Annotated in this window: 17 protein-coding genes; 3 read left to right on the forward strand and 14 right to left on the reverse strand. The window is 73.2% G+C overall.

The features are described 5' to 3' along the window. Positions 1-85: 85 nt before the first annotated feature. The 10 genes from AB0M46_RS44115 to AB0M46_RS44160 form a co-directional block, all read right to left on the reverse strand. Entirely contained in the window at positions 86-724 is a 639-nt protein-coding gene (locus AB0M46_RS44115; protein WP_363346298.1) for a helix-turn-helix domain-containing protein, read from the reverse strand. Beyond that, positions 724-1,116 (reverse strand): GyrI-like domain-containing protein, encoded by a 393-nt coding sequence (locus AB0M46_RS44120; RefSeq protein WP_363346300.1) that lies wholly within the window; start codon positions 1,114-1,116, stop codon positions 724-726. Before AB0M46_RS44120 ends, AB0M46_RS44115 begins: the two co-directional genes overlap by 1 nt. Positions 1,117-1,485: 369 nt before the next feature. After that, complete coding sequence (locus AB0M46_RS44125; protein ID WP_363346302.1) at positions 1,486-1,938, reverse strand: hypothetical protein; 453 nt, start codon at positions 1,936-1,938, stop codon at positions 1,486-1,488. Next, positions 1,938-2,423: a DUF6301 family protein gene (locus tag AB0M46_RS44130; protein WP_363346304.1), complete on the reverse strand. Its 486-nt coding sequence runs from the start codon at positions 2,421-2,423 to the stop codon at positions 1,938-1,940. The genes AB0M46_RS44125 and AB0M46_RS44130 overlap by 1 nt, the downstream gene beginning before the upstream one ends. 10 nt (positions 2,424-2,433) lie before the next feature. Beyond that, entirely contained in the window at positions 2,434-3,249 is an 816-nt protein-coding gene (locus AB0M46_RS44135; RefSeq protein ID WP_363346306.1) for an SUKH-3 domain-containing protein, read from the reverse strand. Next, positions 3,246-3,824, reverse strand: a complete 579-nt coding sequence (locus tag AB0M46_RS44140; RefSeq protein ID WP_363346308.1) for an HD domain-containing protein — start codon at positions 3,822-3,824, stop codon at positions 3,246-3,248. The genes AB0M46_RS44135 and AB0M46_RS44140 overlap by 4 nt, the downstream gene beginning before the upstream one ends. Continuing rightward, a complete protein-coding gene (locus AB0M46_RS44145; protein ID WP_363346310.1) occupies positions 3,808-4,506 on the reverse strand; it encodes a hypothetical protein in 699 nt (232 codons plus the stop codon). The genes AB0M46_RS44140 and AB0M46_RS44145 overlap by 17 nt, the downstream gene beginning before the upstream one ends. Next, the gene (locus tag AB0M46_RS44150; protein ID WP_363346312.1) at positions 4,503-14,045 is read right to left on the reverse strand and encodes a toxin glutamine deamidase domain-containing protein; all 9,543 of its coding nucleotides are present in this window, start codon (positions 14,043-14,045) and stop codon (positions 4,503-4,505) included. Before AB0M46_RS44150 ends, AB0M46_RS44145 begins: the two co-directional genes overlap by 4 nt. Before the next feature lie 44 nt (positions 14,046-14,089). Beyond that, entirely contained in the window at positions 14,090-14,422 is a 333-nt protein-coding gene (locus AB0M46_RS44155) for a hypothetical protein (protein ID WP_363346315.1), read from the reverse strand. Continuing rightward, a complete protein-coding gene (locus AB0M46_RS44160) occupies positions 14,419-14,835 on the reverse strand; it encodes a YbaB/EbfC family nucleoid-associated protein (protein ID WP_344613157.1) in 417 nt (138 codons plus the stop codon). The genes AB0M46_RS44155 and AB0M46_RS44160 overlap by 4 nt, the downstream gene beginning before the upstream one ends. Positions 14,836-14,928: 93 nt before the next feature. Between AB0M46_RS44160 and mycP the strand changes: the two genes are divergently transcribed. Both mycP and AB0M46_RS44170 read left to right on the forward strand, forming a co-directional pair. Then, positions 14,929-16,260 (forward strand): type VII secretion-associated serine protease mycosin, encoded by a 1,332-nt coding sequence (mycP, locus tag AB0M46_RS44165; protein WP_363346317.1) that lies wholly within the window; start codon positions 14,929-14,931, stop codon positions 16,258-16,260. Positions 16,261-16,351: 91 nt separating this feature from the next. Then, positions 16,352-17,146 carry a TIGR02452 family protein gene (locus tag AB0M46_RS44170; protein WP_363346319.1) on the forward strand — a complete coding sequence of 265 codons (795 nt, stop codon included), beginning with the start codon at positions 16,352-16,354 and terminating at the stop codon, positions 17,144-17,146. 73 nt (positions 17,147-17,219) lie between these two features. Here AB0M46_RS44170 and AB0M46_RS44175 read toward each other — a convergent pair whose 3' ends face one another. The 3 genes from AB0M46_RS44175 to eccB form a co-directional block, all read right to left on the reverse strand. After that, positions 17,220-17,516: a WXG100 family type VII secretion target gene (locus tag AB0M46_RS44175; protein ID WP_363346321.1), complete on the reverse strand. Its 297-nt coding sequence runs from the start codon at positions 17,514-17,516 to the stop codon at positions 17,220-17,222. A 21-nt stretch (positions 17,517-17,537) separates the two neighbouring features. Next, positions 17,538-17,897 carry a WXG100 family type VII secretion target gene (locus tag AB0M46_RS44180; protein ID WP_363346323.1) on the reverse strand — a complete coding sequence of 120 codons (360 nt, stop codon included), beginning with the start codon at positions 17,895-17,897 and terminating at the stop codon, positions 17,538-17,540. 127 nt (positions 17,898-18,024) lie between these two features. Next, positions 18,025-19,434 carry a type VII secretion protein EccB gene (gene eccB, locus AB0M46_RS44185; RefSeq protein WP_363346325.1) on the reverse strand — a complete coding sequence of 470 codons (1,410 nt, stop codon included), beginning with the start codon at positions 19,432-19,434 and terminating at the stop codon, positions 18,025-18,027. An 88-nt stretch (positions 19,435-19,522) separates the two neighbouring features. Here eccB and AB0M46_RS44190 point away from each other — a divergent pair, with 88 nt between their 5' ends. Continuing rightward, positions 19,523-20,275 (forward strand): SUKH-3 domain-containing protein, encoded by a 753-nt coding sequence (locus AB0M46_RS44190; RefSeq protein ID WP_363346327.1) that lies wholly within the window; start codon positions 19,523-19,525, stop codon positions 20,273-20,275. Between the two features lie 7 nt (positions 20,276-20,282). Here AB0M46_RS44190 and eccD read toward each other — a convergent pair whose 3' ends face one another. Continuing rightward, on the reverse strand, positions 20,283-21,668 hold the full coding sequence (gene eccD, locus AB0M46_RS44195) for a type VII secretion integral membrane protein EccD (protein WP_363346329.1): 1,386 nt from the start codon (positions 21,666-21,668) through the stop codon (positions 20,283-20,285). Between the last annotated feature and the right edge of the window lie 274 nt (positions 21,669-21,942).

Here is a 21,942-nt window from a genome sequence, read left to right on the forward strand (position 1 = left end):
TTCGAGAACAGCACCAGCGTCCGGCCGTTGACCGCCCTCAGGGTAGCTTGAGGATCAACACATCGACCCTGTCCGTCGAATCGGGTCAAGCCCACGGGATGTATGCCTCGCGGTGAGCCGGCTCGGTGCGGGCGGCGGTGTCGGGATGGACTGGCACGCAGACCTCTACCGGGCCCTGGGCGTCCTCGTTGACTTCGCCGTGGAACACCACGAACCGTGGCCCGGTCGGCCCGCCGCGGCGGCTGGCCAGTGTGTTCAGCCGTGTGGTGGCGTCTCGGATCCAGTCGAGTTCGGCGGCGTTGACGTAGCGCATCTCGCTCAGGACGTGCTGGTCGGCAACGTCACGGACAGCCACCTGCCAGGCGCCGTGCGGTGTCGCCGTCTCGGCGGCAAGATTGCGCACCAGACGCTCGGCAAGGTCCCGCTGGGCCGCGAGCCGTTGTTCCATTGCGGTCCAGTAGCCGGCGAGCCGCCCGGCCGCGTCGGGGCCGGGCGCAGCGACGATCGCGGTGATCTCGGTGAGCGGCATGTCGAGCCTGCGCAGCAGCGCGATCAGCCGGCCGGCGTAGAGCTGGCGGTCCGCGTACCGGCGGTATCCGCTGCCTGGTACCACTTCGGCGGGCCGGAGCAGACCGATCCGGTCGTACAACCGCAGAGCCCGGATCGACAGCCCGGATCGGCGGGCGAACTCACCGATGGTCAGCAGCCCCGGCCCGCTGGCCATCACGTCACCGGAAAGGCGACGTCGAAGACCTCGTCGTCGGCCGCGGCAGACCCGAAATCGGTCCAGTACGTCTCGCGGGGCGCGCGGGCGACGGTGAGCCCGTTGGCGACGATCCACTTCTCGATCGCTTCGTACACCCCGCCGAGCTCGCCGCTGGTGACCTGGGACTTCGTCACCCGGGCGTACGCCTCGCGGTGGGCCGGAATCACCCGGTCGCCCCCGGCCGCGACCGGCGCGCAGACCTCGACCGAGGTCGGCCCCTCATTGGGATTGCCCTCATAGATGGTGACGAACACTGGCTCGTCCGGGCGGCCCGACCGCTCCAGGAACGGCCACTGCGCGCTGCCGAGCAAACCGCCGCCCGCCCGCGCGCGCTGCGCAACTCGGGCCATCGCACCCGGCAGCCAAGCCTCCAACCCTGCCTGGTCAACAGTGCCCGTCTCCGACACCACATGTTGTTCCGGCACGTCACGCAACCGAATCCCGACCATGAATACCTCCCATCCCGGCGAGCACTCACGCCCACCGGAAACTAGCGTGCAGCCTCCACCAAGGTCAGAGTCAAGACATTCGTTCGGCGCAACGCCGGGTCAAATACGCAATGCCGGGCCAGTCCCCCGATCGGGCGCACTGATCCGCGATGCGCGGAGTGCAAGTGCCGGTCGATCGCGGCGCTCGGTATGACGCTGTGGCTGGCGCTGACCGAGGTACCGGTGCTCGCCCGCGCCGAACGGTTTGCGAACGCGCGGCCGCGAGCACATCTAGATCTGTGGGGCCTCCGCCACGCCGGGCAGGTCCACCGTCCACGGGCGGTTGTCGCGGTTGCCGTCCCAGGCCCGGTAGGTCAGGTCCGCCGGGGTGGCGGTGCCGTTGACCTCATGCAGCGCGCGGACCACCGACGCGGCCAGGTCGCGATACTCGCGCACGGTCGCGGGCCACGGAATCTGGCGGTGCCAGGACCGGCCGTAGGGGGTGGGCGGCGACCAGGCCATCGACTCCAGCAGGGCCCGGGCCTGCGGGGTGTCGTGCGGGACGCCGCCCGAGCCGTCCTCGGTCTGGCCCGACACCTCGGCGGTCAGGTGGGTGCGCGCCTGGTAGAACTGGGCGAAGCGCCACGGGCGGGCGCGGTCGTTGAGCACCAGGTAGAGGCCATCGCCCAGGCGCTGCAGCTCGCGGACCAGGGCCGGATTGAAGTCTTCCCAGGTCGCGGGCATCAGACGTCGTCGTCCTGGCCGACGTCCCGGGCCGCGAAGAGGTGCAGGTTCACCGTGTTGCGGCCGCGGGACAGCTGCAGGGCGGTCTCGCCCCTCGTCCACTCCATGACCGGCTGGTCGCCGGGGATGGTGCGCTCGACTGGGCCCAGCTCCTCGGTCAGGGCGCGGCCCGCGAACGCGAACGCGTCCTGGTGGAAGTCCCAGTCGTCGTCGGTCTCCTCGTCCGGGAGGGGGTCGCAGATGGGGACCGCCACCGTGCGCACGGCGCCGTTGTCGGCGACGCCGAGGGTGGCCTGGCCGGTGCCCACCGGGAGGCCGGGGTCGGCGAAGCGCAGGGAGCCGATCTTGCGGGGCAGCAGCGGCCAGCCCAGCTCGGCGGCGAGGCGGTCCGGGGGGACCTGGTACAGCAGCGGGCCCACGGCGAGCAGCCGATGGGCCAGGCCGCGGACCTGCGGCGCGTCGAGCATGCGCATGGCGGTCGACATGGACTCCACCTTAGCCAACGGCCTGGCCACGGATGAGCGAGGTGAGGGCCTCGTCGATGTCCCGGCCCAGGTAGCGCTCGACCTCGCCGACGGTGGCGATGCCGCGCCGCGGGTCCAGGACGATCTGCGACTTCCACTGGGGGACGCTGCCGATCGGCAACAGGGGACCCGCGACGTCGCCGAGCGGGCCGTTGGGCAGCAGGTGGAAGGCCATGACCCGCCAGTCGCGGCCGTACCCGTACACCGGAAACGTCAGGCCGCCGAACTCGGACAGGATCTGCCGCCGCGCGGCGTCCAGCTCGATGCCCTGGCCGGCCGCCCACTCCTCGACGCGGGCGCTCTCGTCGCGGCCGGGCTGCCACCCGACGGTGACCAGCAGGTCGTAGACGTCCGGCGGCAGGCGGAACTGCATGGGGGCGGGCGGCTCGAACGGGCCCGGCATGTGCGGCAGGAGGGCCTGGTGGGCCTGGCCGCACCTGTCGGCGTGGGCGCGCGGGGCGTAGTAGCCGCGCTCGGCCATCAACTCGAGCAGCTCGGCGGGTGGGGCGACGCCGTGGTGTTCGAGGTAGTACTCCAGCGCCACCGGCCAGATCCAGTCGCCGTCGGTGCGGTAGCCCCGCGGTACCGAGGAAGCCGCCGCCGGATCGAGCGCGTCGGGGCCGAACGTCTGCGGGTCGCGGATGACCCACGCGGCGCTGCGCAGGTAACGCAGGGCGCGGTGGAAGCGGCGGTCGGGCTCGGGCAGCTCGCCCGGGACGAGGCGGCCGCCGGTCCGCTCGCCCAGCACCACGATCCGCAACGGCTGGTCGGACTCCGCGACGCTCACTGCGCACCGCCCAGATCCGCGTGCTCGGCGGCCCAGGCGCGGTACCAGTCCTCGAACCACGGCCGGCCGGCGGCGAGCGGCACGATGGTGGCGACCGTCTCGCGGTAGTAGGAGGCGCGCTTGGCCGGGCGGGGATGGGTGCGCAGGCGCTGCACGTTGCTGAGGCGGTCGGCCAGCTTCACGGCGATGGCGGCGTCGGGGGCGCCGGGCAGGGCGGCGAGGTACGCCTCCCGGTCCTCGCCCTTGGTGACCCAGCCGACCAGCTCGGCGACCCGGTCGCCGAAGCGGGCGCGGAGCTCCTCCAGCGTGGTCGGGGTGTCCTCGACGACGTCGTGCAGCAGCGCGGCGCGCAGGGTGTCCGGGTCGCGCTCGCCCACGCCCTCGGCGAGCGCCTCCAGGGCCTCCAGCAGGTGCTCGACGTAGGGCTCGCCGGCCGGGCGGCGCTGGTCGCCGTGGCGCTCGACGGCGAAGGCGACCGCCTCGTCGAGGGCGGCGAGCGTGCCGGGGTCGAGCCTCGTGGCGAGGCGTTCACGCAGGGCCGGCCAGCCGACCGACCCGTCAAACGTGCGCGGCACCGGCGGATCCTCCCTGCGGGTCGAAGTACGTGGCGTCGACCGCCGGCGACGAGCCGACCAGGCGGACCGAGTTGTACCGCTCGGTCCACACGGCGGTGACGGTGTAGCCGGCGTTGGTGGCGCGCAGGGCGGCCCCGTCGGGGACCACCGTCCAGCCGTTCGCGCTGAGCCAGGCGGCGATCGGGTCGAGGGTGGCCGGGACGGCGAGGTACTCGACGTCGACCTGGTAGCGCTCCTCGGCCAGCACGACGGAGGCGCGACCGACGCGGCGGGGCTCGGGCTCGCGCACGCGGCGCACCCGCGCGCCGGGCACGGCACCGGCGGCCGCGGCGAGCTGGGCGTCCAGCCAGGCCTGGGAGGTCTCCAGCCAGCGGCCCATGGCGGCCCAGCCGGGCGGGGTCTCCTGCACGTCCGGGCGGGGCCGCACGCCGATGGGCGCGCCGCCGTCGATGTGCCGGGCGCGCCACTCGCGCCAGGTGGGCAGGGGCGAGCGGGGGGCCTCGGGGGCCGCCGCCGAAGCCTCGTAGTCGGCGATCAGCCGGCGCTCGTCGAGGGCCCGCCGGGCGGCCTCCACGTCGGCGCGCGCGGCGGCGTCGTCGGGATAGTCGCGCCCGTCGACGACGAAGACCGGCTCCAGGTCGTCGTAGGCCTCGCCCAGCCGGAACACGAAGCGCTCGGTCACGAGCTGTCCTCCAGCTGGTCCAGGGCCGCCGCCTCCTCGAAGGCGCGGCGGACGGCCTCGGCGTCGGCGGGGCCGAGCACGACGTAGGGCTTGTACAGCGAGTTGTGCTCGATGTCGGCGGCGATGGACGCGCGCAGCGTGGTGAGCTGCAGCTCGAACACGTAGTGGCGGCCGTTGACCTCGATGCCGACGCAGAGCGGGATCACACGGTACTCCGGGCTCTTCGCCTTCGGCGAGGCGTACATGTTGTCCACCTCCACGATCCGTCCGCCGTCGCCCACGCCGAAGTGCTCGACGACGGCGCGGAGCGTGCGGGCCAGGCTCGCGGTGTCGGGCACGGTGATCCGGGCGCCCACCGCGTCCACGATATCGCCGACGCGGTACCAGTCGCGGGGCGCAGCGCCGGGCCGGCCGCGGCTCATCCGGCCGACCTTGTCGATGAGGCCCTCGGCGTCCTTCGGGCGGCTGTTGTAGTCGACCGGGCCGTCCGTGGTGGCCCCGATGCGCTCGGCGATCGCGGTCAGCTGCCGGTCGACCTCGGGCTTGACCTCCTCGACGAGGCGGCGGGCGTAGTCGCGCACGTGGGCCATGTCGGCCTCGGTCGGGTGCGCGCCGACGCGCAGGGCCGGGTCGGTGGTCTTGAGCTGCTCGACGTAGACGTCCAGCCGGGTGCGCTCGACGCCGCCCACGACGACCTTGTTGACGTGCGGCGGCACCTTCTCGAACAGCGGCCCCCGGCCGGGGTGGTCCTCCAGGAGCCCGGTCAGGTCGCCGCCGTACGGGGCCAGGGCGTCGCCGCGGCCCAGCTCCTCGATGTGGCCGAGGACCACCTCGCGCAGGGCCGGGTTGCGCAGCGAGTTGGTGACGTTGAGCGCGTGCGGGTCGTCGAGCAACTGCTCGACGACGTTGGCCAGCTCCGGCGCGACCGGCGCGACGCGCTCGCGCACCGCCCGGTGCGCGTCTAGGTTCGCCGCAGCAGGATCCGGCGCAGTTCCGGCTCGGACGGCAGGCTCGTGCCCGCCGCCCGGACCAGCCGCTCCGCCTGCTCCCGGGTGATCTCCCGGCTGTGCGGGGGCAGGGTCTCCGCGAAGCGCCGCAAGGATGTCGCCAGCTCGATAGTCATGGATCGACGGGTCCCCGGCGTCGCCTCCGAGATCGTCACGTTCCCCGGCGCCTCGTGATACGTGTACGGGATCGCCGGGGTCTCCTCCACCGTGAGCACCACCCGGTCCGCGACCGGGCTCGGCGTCCCCGCCTCGACCAGCAGCGTCGTCCAGCCCTCGCGGCGGTCCCGCGGGCTCTCCGGCTCGATCGCCAGCACCCTCGCCCGGACCCCGGTCCCATTGCCCAGCGCCATCCCCGGCTCGATGACGCCCCCCAGCGTCAGGCCCGAGATCAGCAGGCCCCGGCCGGTCCAGTCGAACATCGACTCCACCGAGAAGCGGATCACCACGATGGTCTCCCGTGCGGTCGCGAAGGGTGTCGGTGAGCGTCGCCGCCAGCGTGTCGTGGTCGGCGAAGGCCGCCGGGCCGAGCAGCAGCACCCGGCCGCCCTCCTCGGGCGGCACGAACGCGGCGACGCCCTGGCGGTCCAGGAAGCGGGCCTGCTCCACGTCGGTGACCACGCGGACCTCGATGCCGCGCAGGTCGACGCCGGCCGCGCGGGCGGCTTCGCGGGCCTGCTCGGCGGTCATCGGCAGGCCGTCGCCGCGCACCAGCAGGTCCTCGTTGCCGCGGGTGAGCCCCTCGGGCGCGAACGGCCCGCGGTCCTGCGGCGGCGGGCCGTCGTGCAGGCGCCCGGTCAGCGCGGCCGGGTCGTCGTAGCCCTCGTAGCGCAGCCGCAGCTCGTAGCGGTCGTAGCCGAGGCGCGCGAGCTCCAGCACCCGCAGGCGCGCCCCGGCGGGCAGCACGACGTGACTCTGGCCCTCGGCGTGGTCGGGGTTCGCGCCGCCGATCCAGCTCATGGGGGTACCGCTGGGAGCCTCCACGACGACGCGGACGGTGCCGACCATCGGGGCGGAGGCCTCGTCGGCCGACAGCCAGGTGAAGGCGTCCATCGTGACGGCGGCGTCGATGAGCCGCGGCAGGTCGGACAGCTCGGCCACGCCCAGCCGGCGCGGGTCGAGGTAGCCGTGCAGGCGCAGGTCGGCGGTCGACTCGCGCATCGCGCCCTGGAGGCGATAGGCGTCGGCGCGGTCCGACTCCCGGTTGTACTCCCCGGTGCGCAGGTAGTGATCGACGTCGTAGTTGCCGGTCCCGCCGTAGCGGCGGACGGCCTCGTGCTCCGGCCCGGTCCAGCCGGCGGCGTGCTCGTCGCGGCGCGCGGCCGACCACTCGGGCGAGGCGTCCCGGAAGCGCTCGTCGACGAGGTCGAAGCGCGGGGCGTGGCTGGTCGCCAGGTCCAGGCCGACCATCGCCTCGTGGTGGGCCCGCCCCTCCGGCGTGGCGAGGAAGTCGTCGATGATGCGCTCGTAGCGGGGGGTGCCGCCGCGGGCCACGACGGCCTCGTCCATGGCCCGGGCGGCCTCGCGGATCGTCATGCCGCTGGAGTAGTCGGCGGTCTTGCGGTGCGCCTGCTCCCGCAGCGAGTCGTAGACGTCGCGCGGGCTGGGCTCGTTGCGGCGGTACTCCAGGTCCTGGCGCGCCGACTCCGTCATCCGCTGGACCTCTTCGGGCAGCGGCGGGCGCTCCCACCGGGCGAGCACCGCGTCGCGCCGGGCCACCAGGTCGCCGACCAGGTGCGCGGCCTCGCCGGCGGACAGCCCGGCCGCGTCGACCAGGCCACGGATCTGCTCGTGGGAGAGGTCGCGCAGCGCGGCGACGGAGTGGTTGGTGTGCCGGGGCGGGGGCAGCGGCTCGCCGGACCGGTCGTGCAGCGGCGCCTGGCCGAGCCGCTCGGCGAGCAGCCGGTCCAGCTCGCTCAGCACGTGGTCGGGCCGGCCGCCGGTGACCGCGGCCCGCGGCTCGGACGGGGCCGCGCCGTGGTCGGGCAGGGCCGCCTCGATGCGGTCGCGCAGCTGGTCGCAGCCCTGCAGCGCGAGGTCGTGGTCGCTGGTGAAGACGATGCGGTCCGGGCGGACCCCGGCCGCGTCGGGCCCCTCGTAGCGGCCCGCGCGCAGGAAGTCGCGCACACTCGTCGCGTCGACCTCGACGTGGGTGCCGTCGGCCAGCTCCACCCGCAGCAGCGCGGAGTCGCCGGTGCGGGACATGGCCTCGGCCTCGGTGACGCGGTGCACGCCGGCCACGCCGTCGAGCTCGCCGGGGCGGCCGAGCTCGGCGACGGCCCGGTCGAAGGCCTCCTCGCCGCGGGCCCGCGAGTAGGGCGTCGGATCGCCGTCGGACACCTTGAACTCGGCGCCGCCGAGGTCGGTGCCGTGGAACCGGAACGCGTCGCGGGCCCGGCTGACGTGGTCGGCGACCGGCGTGTAGTGGCCGCTGTGGTTGTCCACGCTGACCAGCCGGCCGTTGTCGACCCGCAGCTCGCCGGCCGCGTGGACGTTGCCGCCGGCGAAGAGGCTGGAGTGCTTCGCGTTGATCGCGCCGGCCTCGGAGAACCGCATCGCGTGGATCTCCTGGCCGTGCTCGCCCACCGCGAAGATGTAGTGGCCGTGCAGCGGCAGGCCCTCCTGGTCGTACAGGCGGCCGTCGATGACCCGGACCGTCTGACGTTCCTGGGTCCCGGCGTCGAAGAAGGGCACGTCCTCGCGGCGGTCCTGCTCGATGATCTCGTGCGCCAGCCGGATCGGGTCGCCGTGCAGCCGCGGCCCGTCGACGAGCACCCGCGGCGCGGCGACCGGGTGCTCCGGGTCGGGCTGCGGGAAGTCGATCCGGGTGTGCTCGATGAGCCGCGCGGTGGCCGCGTCGATGCCGTGCTCGGCGTGGACGACGACCCGCGGCGGCGCCCCGTCGACCCAGGCCCGCGGGTCGGCCGCGCCGCGCAGCAGCTCACCGACGTGCGCCTGCACGGCGTGCGGGTCGGCGCCGCGCCAGGTGAGCTCGGGCGGCATCGTGGCGTGCCAGGTGCGCCCGCCGTCGGCCACGTTGACGTATGGCGGGGCGAACTCGCCGCCGCCGAGCGCGTGGCCGGGCGACTCCGGCATCGCGACCGAGCGGATCACGTCCCAGTTGGGCTCGATGCCCGCCCGGTCCAGGACGTTCTTGCCCTCGTCCATGAGGAAGTCGTTGATCTTCGTGGTCGGCCCGGTGGGCTCCGGCACGTGCGGCTTGCCGTTGACCGGGTCGGTCTCGCCCGCGACCCGCGGCAGGATCGACTGGGTGACCTTGTGGTACTCGATCGGCACCGCCCCGCTCTTGACGCCGTCGAGCAGGCCCGGGAACTCGTCGTACAGCCGCAGGAGGTTCGGGTCGTTCTCGAGCATCCACTTCAGGTAGGGCGCGGTGCCCTGCTCGACCCGGCCCTTGAGCACCGGGTCGAACCGTCCGCCGATCTTGCCGTTGCCGCCCTTGGCCTCCCAGATGTCCAGCCGGTTCAGCTCCGGGTGCTCCGGGTTCCAGCGCAGCGCGATGATGTCGACCTCGCCGGGCGAGGCCGACGCCGGATCGCCGCGCACGTGCACCGTCTCCGGCGGGACCTCGCCGTGCACCGGGTCGGTCCGCAGCAGCAGCTCGCGCGCGGTGCCGAGGCCCGCGTGCATGCCGGCCACGCCGCTGGCCTTCGCCTGCTCGTTGCGGGCCAGGTGGTAGTCCTTGGTCAGCTGGTCGAACCGGTCGAAGACCTCCTGCGGGAGCTTCGCCAGGTCGGAGGGCTTCATTTCGGCGACGGTCCGGTCGTACGCCTCGCCCGGGGCGAAGCTGTCGTGGCTGTACGCCCGGCGCCCCTCCCGGCCGAGCAGCTCGTTGACCCGGTCGACCTCGTGGTTGCGGGCCTCGACGATCTTGCTGACCTCGTCCTTGGCCGCGTGCCAGTCCTGGGAGGCGTGCCGCACGCCCTCGACCGGGTCGGTGCGCACGTTGGGGTCGCGCGCGAGCACCTCGTCGTGCTTGAGCATGTGCGGGCTGGACTCGCCCTCGTGCACCGACACGACGATGTTGTGCCGGACCGCCTTGTGCCAGTCGTTGACGAAACCCGTCTCGCCCCGCAGGTGACCGGTCTCGATGCGCCAGGTCCCCTTCGGGTCGCCGGCCATGTGCACGCGCCCGTCCGGCCCCGTGTGCAGCGGGATCTCGATCTCCGTGCCGTACGCGACGGGGTGGCGCGACAGCTCCTTCTGCTGGTACGCCTCGCCCCCCGACGACCCCGGCTCGTGCGGCTGGTGCACCCCGCCCGGCTCGTGCGCACCCGGCAGGATCGGCTCGCCGTGCGCGTCGAGCGTGATCGACCAGACCCCGGCGATGTTGCTGTCGTAGATCGGCCCGTGGTCGGAGATCAGGCCGCGCTGCATGTCGACCCAGACGACGTCCCCGCCGATGTTCATGGCGTTGAACGAGTGCCCCTCGCCGCTGTCGCCCCACTTGACGACGATGACCGAGGCCGACCCGGGCCCGGCCTCGCGCAGCTGCGCCTCGACCCGGTCCAGCCCGCCGGCGTCGCGCCCGTGGAGCTCCCACTCCCCGCGGGTCCACTCCGCGATGCGCTGCGCGCCGTTGTGCTCGCCACCGACGGCGGGGTCGTGCATCGACCCGGCGACGGTGGGCTCGCCGTAGTGGTTGGCCAGCACGGCCATGGCCACGTCGGGGCAGTTGTTGTTGCGCCCCGGCTCGTTCGGCCCGCCGTCGTTGACCTTCTCGGCCCACTCCCCCTCGCGGGGGTCGGGGTGCATGACCGGCTCGCCGTGCTCGTCCCGCGGGAACGCGTCCTCGAGCACGCGGACGTCGTGCTCCTTGGGCGGATCGATGTGCTCGCCGGGCCGGGTTTCCGCGACGGTACGCCCATCCCCGACCCGCCCCACAGTGCTGGGCGGCTCGCTGTCATGCGGCCCGCCCGCCCCGGACTCGTCGTGCACCCCGGCCCCAGGCTCATGCACCCCGGCGCCCGGATCGTGCGGCCCGGCGTTCGGATCGCGGGGCCCGATGGTGGGATCGTGCGCGGCGACCCCTTCATGGGGATCGATCGCGGTGATCCCGAAGTCGTCGATGAACGGCCCGCAGGTGTCACACGGCGGCGCGTACTCCCCGTGCTCCTGCCGCGACCCCTCCCCGATCCAGTGCGTGGACACGACCCCGTCGCGCAGGTGGTCGCGCGCGTAGTCCCCGAACTCCCCCGGCCGCCCGGACCCGTCCCACTGCCGCTCCAGCTCGTACAGCCGGTCGGACACGAGCACGATCTCGGCGCACTTGCCGTGGTTCTGCCCGATGCGCTTGTCGGGGTCCTGCTCGGCCGCGGCCTTGATCTCGTCGAGCACCCGCTGTGCCTCGGGATGCACCCGCAAATCGGTCGGCGGCGTCCCATCGGAGTGCCGCATCGGCCGCGCACTCGTGTGGCTGGTGACGCTCGGGTCCTCGGCCGTCATCAGCGCCCCGGCGACCCGCACCTTGTTCTTGGCCCCGACCTTCTCGGCGTCCATCTGCTTGCGGGCCGCGTCGGCGAGATCCCGCGCCGACCGGTCCACCGCGGCCTTGCCCTCGGCACTGTTGGGATCCCCCTCGAAGTGCCGGGCCGGCCCTTCGTAGCTGCGCGTGCCCGCCGCCGTCTCGGTCGTCGACAGCTTCGAGCCGGGCTCGTTGCCCCCGCCCCCGGGCCGATCCCCGGGCGGCGGCGGGTTGTCGCCACCCCCGGCCGGCCCGTCGTCGCGCGGCCCACCGTCCCGCGGCCCATCGTCGAAGGGCCCGCCATCACGGCCACTGCCCCCACGCTCGCCGCCGGCCCCCGAGTCGCGCCCGCCGCCGTGCTCCCCCGGACCGCCGGTAGCGTCGTGCCCGCCAACGGTCCGCGTGTGCCCGGCTGTCGGCGCATCGGTACCCCCGAGCCGCACCGGCATGTCATCCAGCCGCGGCAGCGGCACGAACAGCGCGGCCGGCTCCTTGTCCCGGTCCCCGACCCGCATCGGATCGTGCCCGTTCCCGGTCCCGTCGTGCACGGGCAAGGCCTCGGCCCCGCGCGCATGCTCCCCGGCGTGCCCAGGCTGCCCCGCCCCGCCGTCCCCGGCCCGCACGGGATCCCCGACGCGCACAGGATCACCCGCCCGAACAGGATCGCCGCCCCGAACAGGTTCACCGGCATGCGCGGGGTCGCCGACCCGAGCCGGGTCACCGCCCCGAACAGGCTCGCCGACCCGAGCCGGGTCACCGCCCCGCACGGGATCGCCGGAACGCGCAGGATCGCCAGCTCGCACAGGATCGCCGGAACGCACGGGATCGCCGCTGCGGGCCCCGTCCCCGGAGCGCACGTGGTCCCCGGTCCGCGCCCCGCCGTCGGCCGGCCGCCCGGCCTCAGGCGCGCCCGACCGCTCAGGGGCCCGGATAGAGCCGTTGGTCCGGTTCTGCTCGGCCGTACGCCCACCATCGGTGGCCCGCACCCCATCGCCGCTCTTCGCTCCGTCCCCGCTCTTCACCCCCTCGCCGGTACGCGCCCCCTCGCCCGTCCGCGCACCCTCGCCGGAGCGAGCCCCATCTCCGGACCGAGCCCCATCTCCGGACCGGGTCCCGTCCGCCGCACGAGCGCCCTCGCCGGACCGCGACCCGTCCGAAGTCCGCGCACCGTCCGAAGTCCGCGCACCGTCGGTCCCGCGCCCGGCATCCGTCGTCCGACCAGCATCCGTAGTGCGGCCAGCTTCGGTCGTCCGGCCCGTTTCCGTGGTACGACCAGCATCCGTGGTGCGGCCAGCATCCGTAGTGCGGCCAGCATCCGTAGTGCGGCCCGTATCTGTTGTGCGGCCAGCGTCCGTGGTGCGGCCCGTATCCGAGGTGCGGGCGGTGTCCGCTGCCCGCCCGCCCTCGGCCGTCCGTGCCTGGTCACCCGGGCGCTCCGCACCAGCGGCCGGGTGGTCGGCGACGATCGGCGCAGCATCCCGGGACGGCGCACTACCGGTCGTGCCCGTCGAACGGTCGCCTGAGGAACCGCTGCCAGCGTCCTGGCCGGCGTGCCCCTCGGCGCGATGGGTCACCGGCTCGGCCCCGGAATGGGTCACCGGATCCCCAGCGCCCCGCGTCACCGGATCGCCTGCGGACTGGACGACCGGGTCGGCGGCGCGCTGGCTCACCGGGTCACCCGAACCATGGGTTACCGGATCGCCACCATGCTGCGTTACAGGGTCACTGGCGTGCGGTGCCGTCGTCGTAGTCGAGTCCACAGGAGCGGTGACGGAGCCGCCAGCCGGGTTCTCGGAGTTCGGAGCCAGTGAATTGCCGTCGCCCAGAGTGTACCCGGACCCACCGACATTTCCGGCCCCATGATCACCGGCCGTAGCCCCGCCATCGCCAAGCCCAGCGCCATCGCCAAGCCCACCGCGATCGCCGAGTCCACCCGTATCGCCAAGCCCACGCGTATCCCCGAGCCCGCCGGAGTCGCCGAGGGCGCCCGAATCGCCGAGGCGGCCGGAGTCGCCTAGGCCAGCAGTGTCACCCAGACCAGGCTCATGAGCCCCGGTCTCGGACCCGGGCCGCCCGGTCTCGCCCGTCCCGACTTCACCAGGCGCCCTGGTGCCGGGAGCGTGCGGGCTGCGAAGCGCCCCGATGCCCCCCATCGCCCCGCCCATGGCCGCCCCGTTGAGGAACGTCTCCAGGGAGATCCCCTGCGTGATGTTCTTCCAGCTCCAGTCCCCCGTCATGAACCCGGTGGTGAGCATCATCGACGCGGGCATGACCAGCGCGTTCGCCCCGGCGTGGATGGCGGCGTTGGCGGCCACCCGCGGCAGCCGGCCCTTGATCGGCAGGTGGACGAAGTTGAGCGGGAAGGTCAGCGCCCCGGTGATGGCCCCGGAGACGAGGCTGTTGAGCAGGGAGTTGGTGTCGAGCTCCTTGCGCGTCCCCTCGGCGATCTGGATCTCCTGGGCGAGGAAGTCCGCCCCGACCGAGAAGGCAATCTGCTGTACCTCATGAATCACGAACTTCGTGAACAGCTTGCGGATGATCCCCTTGCCCAGCCACTGCACGAGCCGCTGCAGCACGCGCCCCGCGATGGTCCGGGCGGTGGCCACGGCGGCCCCGGCGGCGGCCTCGGATCCGCCGGCCGTGAAGAACGCGAGGGCCTGGCAGATGAGCACCGTGATGACGGTGATGACGAGCGTGATGGTGAGGACGAGCTTGGCGTATTCGATCTCCATCGCGGCGTTGTCGGCCGCCGCGGAGTAGTTCATCGCGATGTCGGCGACCTGCGGCAGGCCGTGCTCCGGCCCGACGGCGAGCGCACTCCAGTACGTGTTGAACGCCTCGCCCGCGTCGCCGCCCCACGCCTGCGCGATCTGCATGGCGATGGTGTCGGCGTTGTTCAGCCGGCCGTTGAGCTCGGTGCCGAGGTCCTGCCACGCGCGCGCGAGGTCACGCAGCTTGTCCTCGTCGCCCTCCGGCCACGCGGAACCGCCGCCGATGATGCACACGGCGTCCCACAGCCAGTCGAGGGGGTGGAGGGACGGCTTCTGCACAGACAATGTCGATGGCTCCCCGTGTCAGCCCCGGCGGGGCCGCGTCACGACTTCTTGAACCACTCGGCGGTCAGGTCGTCGAGGTCGACCGTGCCCTGCACGCCCTCGCGGACCTGATCCCCGAGCTTGGAAACGGCGATCACCATGCTCTCGCCGCCCTCAAGGACGCTCGTGGCCGGCGGGTGCTCGCCCTCCAGGTAGTTCTTGTTGAAGTTCTTGCCGGGGTCGTCGTTGCCCCACGGCTGCGAGGCGTTGAGTTCGTCGATGCGCGCGCGCAGGCCGCGCCACTTGGCGAGCATGGAGTCACCCACGGTGGTCATCTGCGACGCGGCACTGAGCGCCTCGGTGGGGTTGACCACGGTGTTGTCGGCCGTCATCGCTTCTCCTTACCCGTCGCGTTCTCCACATCGAGCAGCCCGAGCTCGGAGTCGAGCTTGTGCCGCATCCCGTCGAGGTCGAACTCCAGGTGGGCCTGGATATCGGCCTCCGGCATGTACGGCTTGCACGCCTCCTGGACCTGGCGCATCGCGTCGGCCGCGGCGGTCTGGATGGTCCTGGTGATCGACGTGGCGAGCTGGCGCGAGTCGGGGCGGCGGTAGATGCGCGCGTCGATGTCCAGCCGGATGAGCTGGCCGCGCGGGCCCACGACGGCGGTGATGAACCCGTCGTCGGACTTGGCGGTGGCCGTGATCGAGCGCAGCTGCTGCTGCAGCGTCTTCATCCCGCCGCGGAGCCGGTCGAGGTCTCCCAGCAGCTCATCCGCCCGCGCTCGGAGCGCACGGTTGTCCAAGGTGCCCTCCCCGTCGCCGGCCGTCCAACCGTACGATACTCAACAACGGCAATACGCCACCAGACCGAATCGATCCGGCAGAAAGGCCACGACGTGCAGCGTCAGGCGTTCGCCGCCATCGCAGCGCTGGGTGCCGCGGCCACGTTGTTCGGCACGCCCTCCCCCGCGCTCGCGGGGCCGCCGCCCGCCGGGGTGTGCAACAGCCCGGCCAAGTCCGGCTCGGTGGTGAAGGAAACGCCCTGGCCGCAGCAGCTGTTCGGGGCCCAGCGCATCTGGCCGACGACCACGGGGGCGGGCATCACCGTCGCGGTCGTCGACTCGGGTGTCGACGGCGCGCATCCGCAGCTCGCGGGGCAGGTCCTGCCCGGCTACGACTTCCTGCGCAACGCCGCCGGCGCCGATTTCGACTGCACTTCCCACGGTACGGCGGTGGCCAGCATCATCGCCGCGAAGCACACCGACGGCGTGGGCTTCGAGGGGCTCGCCCAGGGCGTGAAGATCCTCCCGATCCGGGTCAGCGACCACGCGGACGGGACGAACGGCGACGCGGTGACGCCGGACGTCTTCGCCAAGGCGATCCGGTATGCCGCCGACCAGAACGCCAAAGTCATCAACATCTCGCTCAGCCTGGACGCCGACTACCCGGCCGTCGCGCAGGCGGTCGACTACGCCATCAACACCAAGGGCTGCGTCGTCATCGCCGCCGCCGGCAACCACCACGCCAACGCCGAGGCCTCCGACCCGCCGATCGGCTCGACCCGCAACCCGATCCGCAGCGACCCGGCCTCCTACCCGGCCGCATACCCGGGCGTGCTCGGCGTCGGCGCGGTCAACCGGGACCTCACCCGCGTTGACGAGTCCCAGATCGGCTCGTACGTCGACATCTCCGCCCCCGGCAACCTGGTGCTCGGTGCCACGCGGGTCAGCGGCCACGAGTACTGGAAGGGCACCAGCTTCGCCGCCCCGTTCGTCAGCGCGGCCGCGGCCCTGGTCTGGTCGGCCAACCCGAACCTGAAGAACAGCGACGTCACCTGGCGCCTGCGGGCCGACGCGAACCGCATCGGCGGCGGCACCCGAACCAACGAGTTCGGCTTCGGCATGGTCGACCCGTACCGGGCCGTCAACGAGGCCCCGTCGAAGAACAACCTGGTCAGCGGCGACCCGATCCCGCCGCCCGCCGTGAACCCGGCCGCCGCCGCCCGCACCGCCCGCTGGAACGACGCCGCCCAGGTCGCCGCCATCGCCGGCGTGGCCGTGCTGCTCGCCGCCCTGGTGATCTTCGCCATGCGCGTGGCCGTGCGCCGCGGCCGGGTCCGCGCCTGGCGTCCGGGCGAGGTCCGCGCGGCCCCGCGCCCGGCCCGCGACCCCGACGTGGAGCCCGAGGACGTCTTCTTCGCCCTGCCCCGCCGCGGCTCGGCCGATTGATGCAACACCTCGACCTCAGGTGGTCGAGGAGGCCGACCGGAGACCGGAACTCGATCGCCAGCGACGCCGGTGAACGTTACCGTCTTCGAGCGTGAGCGGTCGTTTGCGGGAGATTGCCCGCCAAACCGTTGAGATAGCCGAGCGCGGCTTCTACACCAGCGCCAAGGACCAGCAGGTCTCGATCGCGTCGGCCGTGGAAGAAGCCATGCACGGGACCCGGTTGTACGGCCCGCAGGACTCGGTCGCGCAAGGGCGGCGCGTCGACGGGCCGCCCGCGATCGAGGTGACGCACGAGTCGACGCTCGAGGCGGCGCGGCGGGTGGGCGAGGGTGCGGCGACGCTCGTGTTCGCCTCGGCCAAGAATCCCGGCGGGGGCTTCCTCGGCGGCGCCCAGGCCCAGGAGGAGAGCCTGGCGCGGGCTTCCGCCCTGTACGCCTGCCAGCGCACGGCCCCCGAGTTCTACGCCTTTCACCGGGAGCAGCGCGACCTGCGGTACAGCGACAGGGTCATCTATTCGCCGGGCGTGCCGGTCTTCCGCGACGACAAGGGCCGGCTGCTGGACGCGCCCTTCCGCACGGCCTTCCTGACCGCCGCGGCGCCGAACCTCGGGGCCCTGCTGCGCAACCAGCGCAAGGATGCCGGGGACGTGCCCGCCGTGCTGCGCCGCCGGGCCACCCGGGTGCTGCGGATCGCGGCCGCGCACGGCCACCGCACGCTGGTGCTGGGGGCCTGGGGCTGCGGCGTGTTCGCCAACGTGCCGGCCGAGGTGGCGGCGGCGTTCAAGGCCGCACTGCTCGAGGTGCCGTGCTTCGACCGCGTGGTGTTCGCCATCTACGATCGCCTGCCGCACACGCCCGTGTACGCAGCGTTCGCGGCCGCCTCCTGAAAGGCCTCCCGAAAGGCACCCTCAAGGCCCCTGAAAAAGGCACGGCCCGAGCAGGGCCGTGCCCTTCCGAGGTTCAGCGCGCGAACTTGGCGACGTTCGCCTTCTCGCGGGCCTGCATGATCTCCGCGGACTTGAGCACCGCGCTCTTGATGCCGTTGAGCAGCGTGTGCAGGTCGTTGGCGGCGTTGGTCCATTCGGCCTTGCGCTGCAGGAAGGCCTCCTGCGCATCGCTCTGCCAGGTCGCGACCAGCGGCTGGACCGTCGAGTTGACGTTGTCCAGCTCCGACTGCATCGACGCCAGCGCGCTGCTGATGTCCGCCGCGGCCTGGTTCAGGGCCGCGAACTCGACGACGATTTCGTCACCGGGCATGGTGTTCCTCCCCGTTTCCGCTCAGTTGATCATCAGGGCGCGCGTGATCTCGCCGGCGCTCGCCCCGGCCTGCTGCATCTCCTGGCGCATCTCGTCGTCGCTCACGGTGTAGTCCCGACCGGCGCTGGAGACGGCCTGAGCGATGCTGCGCAGCGCGACGTTGAGGTTGGCGACGTCACCGTCGAACCGGTCGCGAATCTGCTGGAACGAGGAGCCACCGGCGCCCACCCAGGACGCTTGCAGCGGAGTGAGCTCGTTCATCAGCTTGTTGAACATGCCGGTGAGCCGGTCAGCGGCCCCGTCGATCTCCGAAGCGGTCTTCGCCATGACTGCGGCATCGGTGGTTACGCCCTTGCCAGCCATCGTCAGACCCACCTCCATTCGGTCTGCCCGCGCCTCCCCGTAGGGCGGCTACCCAACCGTGCCGGATGTCCCGCACGGCGTTTCGCCTTATCACCGTATCGAAGTCCGCCCACTTCCTGCAGGGGGGACCTGCGGGAAGCCGGCGTCAGCCCGTCAGCGGACGCTTCGCGGCCCGCGGATCGAGGCCCGGCCCGTTGGGGATCCGGGCGATGACGTACGACGGCAGCTCGATCGGTTTGATGGCACCGTAGCCGAACCAGGCCGGCTGCGCCCCGCTCTGCAGCGCGTAGCGTCGCCCCTGGTCGGTGACGAAGAAGACCGTGCCCGAGTCGGCGCCGGCCGACTGCGTGGCCTTCACGAGCGCGCCACTGCCCGGCGGGACCACCACCCGGGCGGCCACGACGTCCGAGCTGCTGCCGTTGGTCGCGATGCCGGCGTCCGCGGCGGGCGGGTCGGCGTTGACGCGGAACTTCGGGGCGGCCTGCCCGTCGGCGAACGTGGTGCACACCGTCTTGTCCGCGTCGATGTCGACCATGGACGGCACCTGGGCCGGCGGGTCCAGGTCGGAGGCGGGCGGCCGACTGCCCTTGGCCACGGTGGCGACCTCGGCCGCGGCGACCGGCTTGGCCGCCGGCGTCGCGTTCGGGTACGCCGCCGCGGTCGCCGGGTCGGCCACCACGATCGCCTGCTCGATCGCGGTGAGCTGCAGCAGGTCGGCCTGGCGGACCAGGTAGTAGGTGGTGCTGCCGCCGCTCTGGACGGAGAGGACCTCCCCGACCAGGAAGTTCTTCAGCGCGGTGGAGGCCTTGCCGCGCCCCTCGACGGTCGGCGCGGTGAGCTGCAGCCCGACCGGCACGGTGTTGAGCCAGGCGTCGTCGACGGTCAGCCGGCCGCGCTGGTCGATGCCCATCGCGCCGAGCGCGACCTTGTTGGTCACGGCGTAGCGGTGCCCGTGCCAGATGAGGTGCACCTTCGCGGCGCTGCTGGACTCCCGCACCAGGAACGCGGCGTCGCCCAGGTCGGTGCCGCCGCCGAGGGCCTGCCCGACCATCACCTGGCTGGTCACCGTGGCGCCGCCGCTGGCGTCCTTGCCGGCGACCGCGCACACCGACCAGTCGTCGCGCAGCAGCCGGTTGGCCGGCGGCAGCGCGTCGGGCGCGCCGGCGATGCCGATGAGCGGGCCGCGGGTCGCCCCTACCAGCGACTCGCGGGAGACGGTGACCGTGGTCGCCTGCTGGCCGACGACGAGGATCGCCGAGGAGTAGTTGGCCACCGGGTACAGCACGCCGTCGCGGTAGACGTACCGCGTGCCGGTCTCCTGCTCGATGACGACCGCGTTGTTGTCCTTCCAGCCGGTGTTGCCGCCGTGCTTGACCAGCCCGATGACGCCGAAGACGGCGACGGCCAGCACAGCCACCATCACGCTCGCGAAGCCGGCCCCGGCCAGCCGGCGGGTCGGCGACATCGCCGGGTCGGCGTCGCCGGAGACGAACGCATTGACCACGCGCTGCACGAGGTACTGATAGGACTGGATCTGTTCCCGCCGCGACGGCATCTGCGCTGATCCCCTCCCCGTGGCCCACGCGACTCGCGAGACGCTCGGCTGCATACGATAGGCCAGCGACCACGGAGGTACGGCATTGGTGACGCCTGATGAAGCCACGCAGATCGCCCGGCCCTGGGCCCTGGCGAGCCTCCCGGTCAGCGAGGGCGAGGTCGGCCTCTACGAGTTCGAGCTCGGCTACGTAGCGTGGGCGAAGGTGCCGCCGTCCGACCCTGCCCAGCCCCCGGAGGTCATCGGCGCCCCGCTGGCCGTGGTGGACAAGGAGACCGGCGAGCTGTCGACGTGGCCCTCCCTGTCGCCGCAGGGGGTCGCGGAGCTCTACGAGCGCGAGATGGCCGCCCGCCGGCGTTTTCCCGAGGAGGTACGGCAGGTGCTGGCCAAGGCCGGCTGGCGCTCCGACCGCAACGTCGGCGCCCGGGTCTCGGCCTGGCTGGAGAGCCTCTACGCCGCCGAACCTGAGCTCGAGCGGCGCCTGCCCGTCTTCCCCGTCGCCCGGCGGATGCTGGAGGAGTTCGGCGGCCTGTCCTTGCGCCAGCTCAAGCAGCCGGGCGTGGCCACCGGCGGCTTCGACGTGCAGTTCTGGCCGACGCGGGGCCGGGTGCTGGCCGACCTGTTCGCCGAGTTCGCGGCCGACCTGGGCATGCCGGTGTTCCCGCTGGCCTGGTACGAGGACGGCCCCAGCGACATCGTGGTGGCCGCCGACGGGCGGGTGTTCCTGCTGCACGAGGCCGGGCAGTTCCTGGTCGGCGGCTCGCCGGACGAGGCGGTCACCCGGCTGGTCCGCGGCGAGCCCTTCGCCGAGGTCGACGACCAGGGCGAGATCATCGGCTGAGCGGCCCCTACCCCGCCAGGCCGCGGACCCAGGAGTAGACGCCCAGCACCTGGCAGACGATCGGGATGGTGGCCAGCACCAGCAGCACGTCGAAGATGTCGGCCAGCCGGCCCAGGTAGACCGAGGGCGGCCGCGCGCTGTACCGCATCCCCGCCGTCACCGCCAGCACCGCCACCAGCAGCAGCCCCACCCCCACGCCCGCCTGCACCGGCAGGTCGGCGCCCGTCAGCCGGGACATCAGCAGGGCCAGCCCGGCCAGGCCGGTGAGCAGCAGCGGCAGCCGGTGGCGCACGGTGGCGAAGAGCCGCGCCCGCAGCGCGTTGGCCGCCGCGACCACGCCCACCAGAATGCCGGTGATGATGCCCGGCTCCCGGTTGATGAGCCAGCAGGAGACGACGTTGAGGACCGCGAAGGCGAAGAGGAGGCCGGTGAAGATCTCGTCGGCCCGGGCCACCGTGGCGTAGGTGGTGGCGGCGGGCGGTACCGGATCGTGCTGGAGCAGGTCGTCGGTCGTGCGCGGCAACTGGGGCACCGGGACCTTGCCCAGCCGCACCGAGATGAGCGGCAGGGCCGGCGCCAGCAGGACCAGCAGGCCGACGAGGGCGGCGGCGCACTCGGGGGCGCCGAGGGAGGTCAGGCCGAGCAGCCCGGCGAGCACGCCCAGGGCGCCGATGACGATGCCGGCCACGAAGATCCGCACGTGGGCACCGACGGCGAGGTAGCCGATGACGGCGAAGACCAGCAGGGCGCCGGCGCCGGTGAGCAGGTGCGGGGCGCCGAGGCGGGACAGGGGCTCGTCGTGGCCGAGCACGAGCAGGCCGCCGAAGAAGGCGTAGACCAGGCCGGCGGCGCCGAGGGTGGTGCCCGCGGTCGCGTCGGACATCGCCCGGGACAGCACGAAGCCGCCGGTGAGCAGGCCGGCCCCGACGACCAGCGCGGCGATGGCGGGGACGGTCCAGGACGGGCCGGCGAACAGCAGCAGGACCAGCGTGCCCAGCAGCAGGCTCAGGCCGATGGCCAGGCCGGTGACCCGGGTCGCGGCCGGGCTCCAGGCGGCGCCGTGGCGGCGGGCGCCGGCCGCGATGGCGTCGACCACGTCGTCGTACTCGAGCTCCGGCCACTCCGCGTAGCGGGGCGCGAGGTGCAGGATGTCGCCGTCGCGCACCTCCTGGGCGGCCAGTGTGCGGCTCAGGTCCAGCGTGCTGCCGTCGGTGCGGCGCAGCACCCAGCCGCCGTGGTCGAGACCGTCGTCGGCCAGGGCCTCGCCGGCCCGAGGGAGCACGCCGGGCAGCAGCATCGCCAGCGGGATCTGCTCGGGCAGCGCCAGGTCGAGCCGCCGCTTGGGTGCGGCGAGCACCACCCGGGCCAGCCCGGCACCAACGTTCTCGGCCATCGCCCGTGCCCCCTGCAGAAGTAGCGCGCCCAACCACGAGCGCCGCACCAAGCGCGCCCCACCGCGAGCGCCCAGAGCCGACGCACCCTACGACAGAGCGGCCGGTCGCAGCGCCCGCAGCGGGCGCCCGACCAGGAGCGTTCACGATGAGCACCCGCCAGGAGCACCCGCCGTGAGCGCAAAGTCATCGGCGCCCATCGAGAGTGCCCAACCTAGCAGCCCCGTGGTTAGCATGTGTGCTGGTGTCGGGCCGACATCGAACGAGGTCGAACAT

This window comes from Dactylosporangium sp. NPDC051485, from assembly GCF_040682015.1.
Taxonomy (GTDB): domain Bacteria; phylum Actinomycetota; class Actinomycetes; order Mycobacteriales; family Micromonosporaceae; genus Dactylosporangium.